Annotated in this window: 4 protein-coding genes; all 4 read left to right on the top strand. The window is 38.3% G+C overall.

Going from position 1 to position 14,746, the window contains the following annotated elements; genetic code table 11:
• The first annotated feature begins 7 nt into the window (after positions 1-7).
• The 4 genes from GS03_RS06755 (at position 8) to GS03_RS06770 (ending at position 14,715) form a co-directional block, all read left to right on the top strand.
• Complete coding sequence (locus GS03_RS06755) at positions 8-1,399, top strand: UDP-glucose 6-dehydrogenase (protein ID WP_136151793.1); 1,392 nt, start codon at positions 8-10, stop codon at positions 1,397-1,399.
• Between the two features lie 55 nt (positions 1,400-1,454).
• Entirely contained in the window at positions 1,455-2,732 is a 1,278-nt protein-coding gene (locus GS03_RS06760) for a nucleotide sugar dehydrogenase (protein WP_168710278.1), read from the top strand.
• A 126-nt stretch (positions 2,733-2,858) separates the two neighbouring features.
• Positions 2,859-3,917: a dTDP-glucose 4,6-dehydratase gene (gene rfbB / locus GS03_RS06765; RefSeq protein ID WP_136151794.1), complete on the top strand. Its 1,059-nt coding sequence runs from the start codon at positions 2,859-2,861 to the stop codon at positions 3,915-3,917.
• A gap of 313 nt (positions 3,918-4,230) precedes the next feature.
• Positions 4,231-14,715, top strand: a complete 10,485-nt coding sequence (locus GS03_RS06770) for a T9SS type A sorting domain-containing protein (RefSeq protein WP_136151795.1) — start codon at positions 4,231-4,233, stop codon at positions 14,713-14,715.
• The last annotated feature ends 31 nt before the right edge of the window (positions 14,716-14,746 follow it).

Here is a 14,746-nt window from a genome sequence, read left to right on the forward strand (position 1 = left end):
AATTAGCATGAAGATTAAAAACATTTGTTGTATTGGAGCAGGATATGTTGGTGGACCAACAATGGCAGTTATAGCCCAAAAATGTCCCGGCATTAAAGTTACAGTAGTCGATTTAAACGAAGCCCGAATTGCGGCTTGGAATGATAAAGACGTTAACAATATTCCAATATACGAACCGGGATTAAATGAAATAGTTGGAAATGTTCGTGGAAAAAATTTGTTTTTTTCTACCGATGTTGACAAAGCCATTGATGAAGCTGACTTAATTTTTATATCGGTAAATACGCCAACCAAAACCTATGGTACCGGAAAAGGAATGGCAGCCGATTTAAAACACATCGAACTTTGTGCACGACAAATTGCCAAAGTAGCCAAAAACAATAAGGTTATAGTTGAGAAATCAACCTTGCCTGTCAGAACAGCAGAAGCTTTGAAAAGCATTTTAGACAATACCGGAAACGGTGTACAGTTTCAAATACTTTCTAATCCGGAGTTCTTGGCAGAAGGAACTGCTGTTGAAGATTTACTAAGTCCGGACAGGGTTTTAATTGGAGGCGAAACTACGCCTGAAGGTCAGGAAGCCATAAAGTCTTTAGTAGAAGTTTATGCTAATTGGGTTCCAAGAGAGCGAATTTTAACCACCAATGTTTGGTCTTCAGAATTATCAAAACTTGTTGCTAATGCCTTCCTGGCGCAACGTGTTTCTTCTATTAATGCGATTTCAGAATTGTGTGAAAAGACAGAAGCTAATGTTAGCGAAGTAGCTAGAGCTATCGGAATGGACAGTAGAATTGGTCCTAAGTTTTTGAAAGCTTCCGTTGGATTTGGAGGTTCTTGTTTCCAAAAGGATATTTTGAATTTAGTATACATTTCAAAAGCATTCGGACTAAATGAAGTGGCCGATTATTGGGAACAGGTTATTATTATGAATGATCATCAAAAAAGACGTTTCTCTAAAAATATAGTGCAAACACTTTACAATACGGTTTCAGGTAAAAAGATAACTTTTTTAGGCTGGGCATTTAAAAAAGACACTAATGATACTCGTGAATCAGCTGCGATTTATGTTGCTGATGATTTAATAAATGAACAAGCCAAGATAGCTTTGTTTGACCCAAAAGTTTCACAAACGCAAGTGCTTTCTGATTTGGATTATCTTGCCACAAGAAAACCTGCAGAAAACGAAAAACATATCACGTCTTATGACAATCCGTATGACGCATGTAAAAATGCACATGCTATTGCCATACTTACAGAATGGGATGAATTCAGAGAATACGATTGGCAGAGGATATATGACGGTATGCTAAAACCGGCTTTTGTTTTTGATGGTAGAAACCTTTTAGATGGAGAAAAACTGAAAGCGATTGGGTTTAATTTTCATTCGATAGGCTCTTAATTAAATAAATTTATATTTGTTGCCACCTTTTAGATTAATTTGTTAAACAAGTCACATGAAAATTAAAATTGCCGTTATTGGATTAGGATATGTTGGTTTACCACTGGCGAGATTATTTGCTACCAAATATCCGGTTGTTGGATTTGATATTAATACCAATAGAATTCAAGAGTTAAATGCAGGTCAGGATTCTACTTTAGAGATAGATGAAGATACTTTAAAAAATGTGCTTGTAAATTCAAGTAGTAATTCTAACGGACTTTTTTGCAGTAGTACTATAGACGATATTCGGGATTGTAACTATTATATTGTAACGGTGCCAACACCTGTTGATAAAAATAACAGACCTGATTTAACACCATTGTATAAATCGAGTGAAACTGTTGGGAAAGTATTGAAAAGAGGAGATATCGTAATTTACGAATCTACTGTTTATCCTGGTGTGACCGAAGAAGAGTGTATTCCTGTTTTAGAAAAAGTAAGTGGCTTAAAATTCAATGTCGATTTCTTTGCAGGTTATTCTCCCGAAAGAATCAATCCGGGAGATAAAGAGCATACGGTAGAGAAAATCTTAAAAGTCACTTCGGGTTCTACTCCGGAAATTGGACAAAAAGTAAACGACTTATATAAATCGGTTATTACTGCAGGAACGCATTTGGCACCATCTATTAAAGTTGCCGAAGCTGCTAAAGTGATTGAGAACTCTCAACGTGATATCAATATTGCTTTTGTAAACGAATTGGCTAAGATTTTTAATTTGTTAGAAATTGATACGCATTCAGTATTAGAAGCAGCCGGAACCAAATGGAATTTCCTTCCATTCAAACCGGGATTGGTTGGTGGACACTGCATAGGTGTTGACCCTTATTATCTGGCACAAAAAGCACAGGAAAAAGGATATCATCCCGAAATTATTTTGGCAGGAAGAAGACTGAACGATAGTATGGGTGAATATGTAGCTTCTCAAGTTGTGAAGCTGATGATTAAAAAAGGTGTGGCTATAAATGGTGCCAAATTATTAATGTTGGGCATCACTTTTAAAGAAAATTGTCCTGATGTTAGAAACACCAAAATTGTGGACGTAGTTCATGCTTTGCAGGATTACGGAATCGAAGTTACCATTTTTGATCCTTGGGCAAAACCATCTGAAGTGCAACACGAATATAAATTAGTAACTACAGACAAATTGCCATCAGATACTTTTGATGCTATTGTTTTAGGTGTTGCGCATAATGAATTTACAACTGTTGATTTATCCAAATTAAAAAAATCAAATGGCGTTTTATTCGATGTAAAAGGAGTTTTAAACGAAAAAGCTGACGGAAGACTTTAAACAGTTATTTGGTTATAAGTTTTCACGCAAAGACTTCAGAGTTTTTTATATACCTATTGAGAATCAGATAATTTGGTCTTAGTGCCTTTGCGCCTTTGCGAGAATAATATATTTTAAAGTTTATTTATGAAAAAGATTTTAATTACTGGCGGAGCTGGATTTATTGGTTCTCATGTAGTGAGAAGATTTGTTACCAAATACCCAAATTATCAGATTTTTAATTTGGATGCTTTGACTTATGCCGGAAATCTCGAAAACATTGCAGACATTGACAAATCATCAAATTATACTTTTGTAAAAGGCGATATCGTTGATGCCGATTTTATCAATGATTTATTTCAGAAACATCAATTTGACGGCGTGTTGCATTTGGCTGCAGAATCGCATGTTGACCGTTCTATTACCGATCCATTAGCGTTTGTAAAAACCAATGTTATTGGGACGATGAATCTGCTGAATGCTGCTAAAACAATTTGGGCAAACAACTTTGATGGCAAAAGATTCTATCATATTTCTACCGATGAGGTTTATGGAAGTTTAGGAGCAGAAGGCTTGTTTAGCGAAACTACTCCGTATGATCCTAATTCACCTTATTCGGCTTCAAAAGCGAGTTCTGATCATTTTGTAAGAGCGTATGGCGAGACGTATGGATTGCCTTATGTGATTACAAATTGCTCTAACAATTATGGTCCAAATCATTTCCCTGAAAAACTCGTTCCTTTATTTATACATAATATTATCAATAACAAACCGCTGCCGGTTTATGGTGATGGGAAATACACTCGTGATTGGTTGTACGTTATTGACCATGCGATTGCGATTGATTTGGTTTTCCATGAAGGGAAGAATCACGAGACTTATAATATAGGTGGTTTTAACGAATGGCAAAATATTGATTTGGTGAAATTGCTTTGCCAACAAATGGATGTCAAATTGGGTAGAGCAGTAGGCGAGTCTGAAAAGTTGATCACTTATGTAAAAGATAGACCAGGACACGATTTACGTTATGCTATTGATGCATCTAAAATAAACAAAGAACTCGGTTGGAAACCATCGGTTACTTTTGAGCAGGGATTAGAAAAAACAATTGACTGGTATTTGTCCAATGAAGATTGGTTGCAGCATGTTACTTCGGGAGCTTATCAGGAGTATTATGAAAAACAATATAATGGTGGTGTGATGTAATAGTCAATTATTATTTTCTTACATTCTTACAATACAAAAGCACTTCAAAAATTGAAGTGCTTTTTTGATTATCAGTCAGTTCTACAGTTATAGTGAATGCAACTAAAATGATTTCAAAAACAAAGAAGTATTTTTCTTTAAGATTTCTTTAACAAAACTGTAGGAAAAAAATTAACAATAAGTTAATTTTTGGTCAAAAACATAATTTTCAAAGGATTTTTGTGCATTTTAACGATATTTTTTGAGACAAGATATTTTATTGAACAAAAATCTTCTTTATTTGCAGATTCGATTATAACCAACTTTTTAAATTATGATGAATCAGTACTCCCCTTCGAGCATTAGTAACCTACTTGTAATTGCTAATAAAGATTTAAAAACAAGAAAAATAAAAAATTCTGACAATTCACAAACTAAGTGGTTGTTAAGCATGATGCTTTTGTTTGGTATGTTATTTTCTGGGTTTGATGCTAAGGCGCAGTTCACAGTGTCTGGTGCTACCTCCGGTAATGGAACGTACACTTCTTTAACTCTTGCTTCTGGTGTTTTTGCATCTCTTAATTCAGGGACAATTACAGGAACAGGTGCAATAGTAGTTGAACAAACTAGCAACTCAACATCGGAAACTGGTGCCAACTCTTTGAACCAGGGTACTTGGACTACGCTAACTATTAAGCCATTAGCAAGTAATGGAGCCGCAAGAACTATATCTGGAACGTCTGCCGCAGGATCGCCTTTGATTAGTTTCAATGGTGCAGATAATGTAACTATTAATGGTCTAAATTCAGGAGGGAATTCATTGACAATTTCTAATCTTAGTACATCTGCTACTTCAGGAACTAGTACAATTGACTTTAGAGCAGATGCAATTGGAAATACCGTCACTAATTGTACAGTTTTGGGTTCAGCTAGCATGGCTACTACCACCAGTGGTGGAACAATTTGGTTTGGAACGGGAACATCTGTGGGTGATGATAATAATACGATTAGCAATTGTAATGTTGGTCCTGCTGGGGCAAACTTACCATCTAAAGCTTTTCACTTTAGTGGAAGTGGTACTGCTGGAAGAGAAAACAGTGGAAACCTTATCACAAATAATAATATTTATGATTATTTTTCTGCGACAGTTGCGAGTGCGGGTATATACTCTACTACTGGTTCTATTTCAAATAGTTTTACCAATAATAAGTTTTATCAGACAGCAACTAGAACACAAACAACGGGATCAACCCATTCAGCCATCTATATAACTAATACTTCGGGAAATAATTTTCAGGTAACTGGTAATACCATTGGTTTTGCAAGTTCAACAGGTACAGGAATTTATACTATGGTTGGAATTTCAGGGTCAATATATATTCCAATTTATCTCAATGTAGGAAGTACAACAGCAACTGATGTTTCTTCTAATACTATAGCGGGTATAGCTATTTCAGGTGCTCAAAGTGGAACTTCTTCAACTTCACCATTTCATTGTATATATGTTAACGCAGGTCTGACGACTTGTAATAATAATACCATAGGGAGTATGTCTGCAACCGGAAGTATAACGTATACTTCAAGTTCAGCTTCCGCTTCAGATGTTAATGGTATTTTTAATTTTGGTTCAAATAACTGGACAACTAATGGCAATAATATAGGAGGGATTACAGCTTCAGCTTCTGGTTCAGGAGGTTCTAGTATTTATGGTCTTCGTTGTAATACGACAAGTACAGCAACATGGACTTGTACGGGTAATACAATTGGAGGTACTGTTACTAATTCAATAAACTCTACGTCAACAGTTGCAGGTACTATTGTAAACGGAATATTAAATTCTAATCCTATAGGAACTATAACAGGTAATACTGTGCGCAATATGACAGTTGCTGGTGGAACAGGAACAGCTGCATCAGCTTCAATGATTGGTATTTGTTCAGCTTCTACTGCTAATCAAACAATTGGAACTAATTCAATTTTTAATCTTAGCAATAGCAATGCTAGTGCAGCAACTACAGTAACGGGAATTCAGTTTACGGGTTCAACAGCAAATATTGTTGAGCGAAATTTTATTTATGGTTTAACTAGTTCAACTACCAGTACATCCGCAGAAATTAATGGTATAAGAGTAGCCGGTGGAACAACCACTTATCGCAATAATATGATTACATTGGGAGCTGGTATTTCTAATGCTATTGGTGTGGCAGCTACTAATAGCGGAACAACTGGTATTAATGGATTTAATGGTGCATCAGGTACGGATAATTTTTATCATAATAGTATTTATATAGGTGGTACTGCGGCGGCTGGCTCAGGTGCTTCTTATGCTTTTAATGGTACTATAACTAATAATACTCGTGCTTTTAGAGATAATATTTTCTTTAATGGACGAACCAATAGTACAGCAACGGGTAAGCACTATGCTATTAAAATTAATGGTACTGCTGCAAACCCAACTGGTCTAACGATTAATAATAATATTTATTTTGTAAACGGAACAGGTGGTGTGTTCGGCTTTTTTAATTCACTCGATGTAGCTAACATTGGTGCATGGAAAACAGCAGTAGGACAAGATGCAGGAAGTTACGAAAGTAATCCTCAATACTTAGATCCAACTAATGCAACTCCTGATTTACATATTAATCCTGCTGTTGCTACATATGCAGAAGCGTCTGGAGTATCAGTGGGAGTTGCTGATGATTATGATGGTCAAACTAGATCGGGTTTAACCCCTACAGATATTGGAGCTGATGCAGGAAATTTTACTCCACTTGTCTTACCAGGCTGTACAACACCTACTGCTTTAGCATCTAGTTTAGTGTTTAGTTCGGTGACAACAACTTCTTTGAGTGGTTCGTTTACTGCAGCTTCTCCGGCACCAAGTAAATATTTGGTGGTGAGAAGCACTAGCGCTACAGCGCCAACTCCTGCTAATGGTACTCCTTATACTATTGGCAGCACTGCTTTGGGCGGTACAACTAATGTAAGATTGGCTGCCAATAGTACTTCATTTACTGATTCGGGATTAACAGCAGGAACACAATATTACTATCATGTTTTTTCTTATAATGATAGTTGTACAGGAGAACCATTTTATAGTGCCACTGCATATACTTTAGGTCAAATTACTCCTTGTGCGAGTGCAACTTCTGTTGCCAATAATAATGTGATTTATAATGCTGCCAATATCACATGGGCAGGTGCTGGTTCTTATATTGTAGAGTATGGAGCATCTGGTTTTACTCCTGGAACAGGAGCCACTGCAGGTGTAGGAGGTACGATTGCTTCAAGTGTTGCAACGACACCTTATTCTTTAACAGGTTTGTCAGCAAATACGGCCTATTCTGTGTATGTTAGACAAGTATGTCCGTTGGGAGGTTATAGTTCAAATTCAACGGTAACATCATTTACTACAGCTTGTGCTGCCATCACAACTTTTCCAAGTACAGAACCTTTTGCCACTTATCTACCAACTGTTTGTTGGAGAGAGGGTGATTTAGGCGATTCAACAGCTGGTCCAACAACAGTTGGAGGTGCTTCAGTTAGTGATTGGGTTGAGGATGGTTTCTTAAATTCAGGATCTACAGCGGCAGCAAAAATGAATATTGATACAGCAAGTGGTTCTGAATGGTTAATGTCTCCATTTTATACAATTCCGGCTAATGGATATATTGTTAGATATAGTGTAGGCGCAACAAATTTTGATTTAACTACCGCTGTTACTAACTGGGAAGCTGACGATTTTGTTCAGTTATTAGTTTCTACTTCAAATGCGAACTGGACTGTATTAAAAACATATAATGCTTCAAATGTTCCTTCTAATTTAGGTCAAATAGATCAAGCAGATCTTAGTGCTTATAGCGGACAAACGGTCCAATTTGCTTTCCGTGCCTTCGAAGGAGCATCAAATGGTAGTGCTGATATAGATTTCTTTATTGATAATTTTATTGTTGAATTACCGGTAGCTTGTACAACCCCTACTGCTTTAGCATCTAGTTTAGTGTTTAGTTCGGTGACAACAACTTCTTTGAGTGGTTCGTTTACTGCAGCTTCTCCAGCACCTAGTAAATATTTGGTGGTAAGAAGCGATAGTGCTACAGCACCAACTCCTGCTAATGGTACTCCTTATACTATTGGTAGCACTGCTTTGGGTGGTACTACTAATGTAAGATTAGCTGCCAATGCTACTTCATTTACTGATTCCGGATTAACAGCAGGAACGCAATATTACTATCACGTTTTTTCTTATAATGATATTTGTGCAGGAGAGCCATTTTATAGCGCTACAGCTTACACTTTAGGACAAGCTACCATTTGTTCAACTGCAACTTCTGTAGCCAATAATACGGTGACTAATAATTCTGCCAATATCACATGGACAGGTGCTGGTTCTTATATTGTAGAGTACGGTGTATCTGGTTTTACTCCTGGAACAGGAGCCACTGCAGGTGTTGGAGGTACGATTGCTTCAAGTGTTGCCACAACACCTTATGGTTTGTCAGGCTTGTCGGGAAATACAACCTATTCTGTATATGTTAGACAAGTATGCCCATTGGGAGGTTATAGTGCTAACGCAGCAGCTACTTCATTTACTACTGCTTGTAGTGCCATTACGACTTTTCCAAGTACAGAACTTTTTGCTACCTATTTGCCAAGTGCTTGTTGGTCTGAAGGTGATTTAGGAGATTTAATAGCCGGTCCGAATACAATTTCAAGTACTGCAAGTTCTTGGGCTGTGGATGGTTTCTTAAATTCAGGAAGTACAGGGGCAGCAAAAATAAATATTGATGCTGCTGCAGATAATGATTGGATAATAACGCCTTATTACACTATCCCTGCTTCAGGTTATATAGTGAAATATAGTGTAGGTGCAACACAGTTTAACGGAACAGTAGCTCCTACAACAGCCTGGGAAGCAGACGATTTTGTTCAGTTATTAGTTTCAACGGGCAATACTAATTGGACTATTCTTAAAACTTATGACAACACCAATGTTCCTTCTAATTTAGGTCAAATTGATCAGGTAAGTCTCAGTGCTTACAATGGACAGACTGTGCATTTTGCTTTCAGAGGAGTTGAAGGGGCATCAAATGGTGGTGCCGATGTAGATTTCTTTATTGATAATTTTATTGTTGAATTACCGGTAGCTTGTACAACACCTACCGCTTTAGCATCTAATTTATTATTTAGTTCGGTGACAACAACTTCTTTGAGTGGTTCGTTTACTGCAGCTTCTCCGGCACCTAGTAAATATTTGGTGGTGAGAAGCACTAGCGCTACAGCGCCAACTCCTGCTAATGGTACTCCTTATACTATTGGGAGCACTGCTTTGGGCGGTACAACTAATGTAAGATTGGCTGCCAACAGTACATCATTTACGGATTCGGGATTAACAGCAGGAACACAATATTACTATCACGTTTTTTCTTATAATGATAATTGTTCTGGAGAGCCATTTTATAGTGCCACTGCTTACACTTTAGGACAGGCTACTATTTGTTCAGCTGCAACTTCTGTTGCCAATAATACTGTGACCAATAATTCTGCCAATATCACATGGACAGGTGCTGGTTCTTATATTGTAGAGTACGGAGCATCTGGTTTTACTCCTGGAACAGGAGCCACTGCAGGTGTAGGAGGTACGATTGCTTCAAGTGTTGCAACGACACCTTATGGTTTGTCAGGCTTGTCGGGAAATACGGCCTATTCTGTATATGTTAGACAAGTATGTCCATTCGGAGGCTATAGTGCAAATTCAACTGTAACATCATTTACTACAGCTTGTAATGCCATTACAACTTTTCCAAGTACAGAACCTTTTGCCACTTATCTACCAACTGCTTGTTGGAGAGAGGGTGATTTAGGTGATTTAACAGCTGGTCCAACAACAGTTGGAGGTACTTCAGTTAGTGATTGGGCTGTAGATGGATTTTTGAATTCAGGAACTACTGGGGCAGCAAAAATGAATATTGATCAAGCAAATGGTTCTGAATGGTTAATATCTCCATTTTATACAATTCCATCTAGTAGTTATATAGTCAAATACAGTGTAGGCGCAACACAATTTAACGGAACTGGCGCTCTTACAACAGCATGGGAGTCAGACGATTTTGTTGAGCTTTTAGTTTCTACATCAAATGCGAACTGGACTGTATTAAAAACATATAATGCTTCAAATGTTCCTTCTAATTTAGGGCAAATTGATCAAGCTAGTCTTAGTGCTTATAGCGGACAAACGGTTCAATTTGCTTTCCGTGCTTTCGAAGGAGCATCAAATGGTACTGCCGATATAGATTTCTTTATTGATAATTTTATTGTTGAATTTGTTCCGGATTGTACCTCAGCTGTAGGTGGAACAGGTGCTGGTGGAGGTTCGTTTTGTGCATCCAATACCTCAGCATTATCACTATCTTCAACCGGTTTTTCAACAGGGACTGGAAGTACTTACCAATGGTTTAGTTCTACTGTTTTTGGTGATTATCCTGGAGCTGGAACCGGAATAGGTTCTGCTAGTGCTAATTATTCTAATCTAAGTTTACCAATAGGAACAGTAACTACAACTACATACTATTGGTTAAAAGTAACCTGTCCGTTTGGTACAGTAACTAATAATTCATCAATAATAACGGTTACAATAAATCCATCTGTGGCTACTATTAGTGGAGCTTCTTCTAAGTGCGCTAATGATGCAGCGGTTACATTAACAGAAACTGGAGGAACAGGGACTTCTTGGTTATGGAGTCCAGGTGGGGCTACAACACAATCAATAAACGTTAGCCCGACTTCAACTACAAATTATACTGTTCAGGTAACTAGTCCGGGTGGTTGTGTATTAACCTCAGCTATAAAAACACTTTCGGTTCTTCCAAACCCATCAACGGTGAGTGTTACACCTTCATCGGCTAATATATGTTTGGGTTCAAGTGTTGGTTTAACGGCAATCGGAGGGACTTTAGCTTCTTCATATACCGCAAGTACATCAACCTCTTTTGCTATTCCGGATGGTATTTCAACAGGTGTTGCATTAAATGCTACTCCAAGTACAATTCCTACAGGTGCTGTTATTGACAAAGTAGAAGTAACATATAGTATTTCTCATACTTACTCTGCTGATGTTGAAGTTAGTTTAAAAGCTCCAAACGGTAAAATTGTAAATTTAATGTACGATAGAGGAAGTAACTCAGGTTTAGGATTCACAAATACTGTCGTCACTTCTGATACAAGTGCGACGGCATTCCCTGCAACAGGTAATCCTTATACAGGTACTTTTAAAGCGCAGTTAACTGCTGCTGCAAGTTTATTTGCTACTACGAACGTAGTAAACACTCAAGTTTTTTCAGAATTGTTTACTATACCGAATGGTACGTGGTCTGTGCTATTCTATGATAATTTTGGCACAGATTCAGGAAGTGTGACAGCGGCATCAATTAAAATATATTACACTATTCCAGCATCTTTTACATGGACAGCAGCAGACCTTGGTTTAGATACATATTCTGGAGCTAGTGTGACAGCTACACCAGCAGTTAGTACTACATATCATGTTAAATCAACAATAAATGGATGTTCATCAAATGAAGGCACTGCTGCTATTACAGTCAATGCTCAGCCAGTTGCCGGTACATTATCTCCAACAGGAGTTCAATCAGCGGTTTGTGTAGGTGATTCAGTTTCAGCCACATTAACAGCAGGTTCTGGCGGAGCTGGTACAGTAGCCGACGAACTTGAAGTAAGTCTGAGTGGAGATGCTTATGTAGCTTATACATCTGGTAGTTCAATTAATACTACTGGTCAAACATCAGTTTCTATTCGTACAAGACGTACTGCTTCACAAAGCGGATGTACTGCATCAGGATATAATACAGTAAGCTGGGTTGTAAATCCAAAATACACTATAACTGCATCTCCTGTATCTAACGGTAGCATAACACCAAGTGGAGTAACGACTGTTTGTTCAGGTGGAGGTCAATCGTATACTATTACACCTGATCCAGGTTTTTTAATTAGTGACGTAACAGTTGATTCTTCAACTGGGGTTACATTGAACACAGGGAATTATACAACAGGAGGAACTTATGTGTTCTCAAATGTAACTTCTGACCATACTATCAATGTTACTTTTGTAACTGCTTGTATTCCTGTTGCACTTGAATCTGCCAGTGCTTCAATAAACCCAGTTTGTGCAGATGGAGGAACTACTTTAACTTATAGTGGTTTAAGTGGTACTGGTGCATCAGTAATTTGGAGTACAAATAGTGATGGAACCGGAGATACTTATGGAACAGGTTCACCATCATCAGAAGAAGTAGGTCCTGGTACATACTATGCGTATGCAACAGGTACTTGTGGTACTCCAGTTTCAATACCAGTTATTGTTGAAGATGCTACGCCATCAGCACCAACAGGAACTTTGGATATTACTAATAGTACTTGCGCTAGCGCTTGTACAGTAACTGGCGGTTCTATAGCTGTTGGTTCAGTTTCAGGTACAGGAGGAACAATAGAATATTCTACAAATGGAGGTTCATCATGGAGTGCAACTTTACCAACTTACGCTGCTCCACAAACTATTTTAGCAAGTGTTTTAAGTTCAGGTGGTTGTCGTAGCACTAGTACTCAAGTTGGAACTACTGTGGCAGGTACTTGTACCACCCCATCAGCGCCAACAGGAGCTTTGGATATTACTAACAGTACTTGTGTGAGCGCTTGTACAGTAAGTGGTGGTTCTATAGCTGTTGGTTCAGTTTCAGGATCAGGAGGAACTATAGAATATTCTACCAATGGAGGTTCATCATGGAGTGCAACTTTACCAACTTACGCTGCTCCACAAACTATTTTAGCGAGTGTTCTAAGTCCGGCAGGTTGTCGTAGTACTAGTACTCAAGTTGGAACTACTGTGGCAGGTACTTGTACCACACCATCAGCACCAACAGGAGCTTTATCTATAACTAATAGTACTTGTGCTAGCTTATGTACAGTAAGTGGCGGTTCTATAGCTGTTGGTTCAGTTTCAGGATCAGGAGGAACTTTACAATATTCTACTAATGGAGGTTCTTCATGGAGTTCTTCTTTACCAACTTATGCTGCACCACAAACAATTCTGGCAAGTGTTCTAAGTTCAGGAGGTTGTCGTAGTGCTAGTTTCCAAGTCGGAACTACAGTGGCAGGTACATGTACGCCAGTAACAGCTGGTATTACTAATAACAGTGGTACTACAGCATTATCCTGTTCACAAAGCAGTATTAATGTAACAGCAACAGGAGGCGGAAGCTATTCATGGAATGGCGGAGCTACTCCGGGTACTGCAGCAAATAGCTTTGCTACAGCAGGAACTTATACTGTAACAGTAACAGGAGCTAACGGTTGTACTGCTACCGCACAAATTACTATTACAGGAACCGTTTCATCACCAGCTACTTGGTATTTAGATGCCGATGGGGATCATTATTATACTGGTTTACCACAAACATCATGTTCACCACCTTCAGGGACTGGTTGGACCAGCACCGGTATATTAGGCGGCGGAGATTGTAATGATTCAGTTGCCACGATTTATCCAGGAGCTGCAGAGACTTGTTACGATGGCATACTTCAAAACTGTAATGGTAGCTTACTATCAGGGTGTGCTATTATAACTTCGAGATTACGACTAGGTGATTGTGGAGCAAACTTAACCAGTACGGGTCAGATAATTCGAGGCGATCGTTTTTCACAGGCGATTCCATCCGGAGTAACAGTTACAGGTTATCGTTTTAGAGTTACCAATACACAAACAGGAGCGTTTCGTATTGTGGAGCGTCCAAACTATGTTTTCCAATTAACCTATACAGATATTGCTACATATAGTACTACTTATACTATAGAAGTAGCGCTTCGATTGAATCAGGAATGGATGCCTACTTATGGTGCTGCGTGTAGTGTTACTACGCCAGGAGTAGCGCAGACTGCATTGACTGATTTGGCTTGTGGCAGTCATTTGGCACAGGTATCAAGTACGATTCGTGCGACAAGTGTAGTTTCTGCATCAAGTTATGATTTTGAGGTTTCGTTGATTGAGGATGATTTAGTTACGGCTACTACAGTCTTTAACAGTCCGAGTCCGTCTTTCAATTTATTACAATTGAGTAGTTTCCCAATTAAGTTTGGTGCTGAGTATCGAATCAGAGTTAAGGCAATAGTTTTAATTGACAGTGTTGCTCTGCCTTCAAGCTATGGGACTACTTGTTCAGTATTTACGCCAGAAGCACCGCTTGCTTCACTGCGCGATTGTGCAGGGGAAGGTGGGCTTGCTCTGACTTCGTACAACACTGTTATTTATGCTAATCCACTAGGTATAGGAGGAGCTCAATATATATTTACATTGTATAATGAAGATGGCTACAGCCAGCAGTATTATAGTTATAACCGATATGTACGTTTAATGGACTTCCATTTATTGACACCATTGACAGTAGGTGGGGATTATAAGCTACAGGTAGATGCATTTATTTATGGTTTCCCTTATGCTGGTAAAGATTGTGATATTTCTGTTCCGGCACCACCGACACCATCGGGCAAAATAGTTGTAGCTACAGTATTCCAGGCGAGTGCTTATCCGAATCCTTTTGCGAATAACTTTATGCTGGATGTTAAGACCTCTAGTGATTCAGTAGTGAACTTAAAAGTTTATGACATGGTTGGAAGATTGATTGAGCAGCGTGAAGCGAGAGTATCTGATTTAGAAACAACGACCATTGGAGATCGTTATCCAAGTGGTGTTTACAACGTGGTTGTATCACAGGAAGATAATGTACAAACGCTACGTGTAGTAAAACGATAATAGCTATTTGTTATTTATAATAAAAAGGCCT

Source organism: Flavobacterium sangjuense (assembly GCF_004797125.1).
Lineage (GTDB): Bacteria > Bacteroidota > Bacteroidia > Flavobacteriales > Flavobacteriaceae > Flavobacterium > Flavobacterium sangjuense.

Bases quoted from the DNA above. Each gene is read 5' to 3' on its own strand.
- GS03_RS06770 (WP_136151795.1), top strand. From the start codon at position 4,231: ATGATGAATCAGTACTCCCCTTCGAGCATTAGTAACCTACTTGTAATT.
- GS03_RS06760 (WP_168710278.1), top strand. From the start codon at position 1,455: ATGAAAATTAAAATTGCCGTTATTGGATTAGGATATGTTGGTTTACCA.
- GS03_RS06755 (WP_136151793.1), top strand. From the start codon at position 8: ATGAAGATTAAAAACATTTGTTGTATTGGAGCAGGATATGTTGGTGGA.
- rfbB (WP_136151794.1), top strand. From the start codon at position 2,859: ATGAAAAAGATTTTAATTACTGGCGGAGCTGGATTTATTGGTTCTCAT.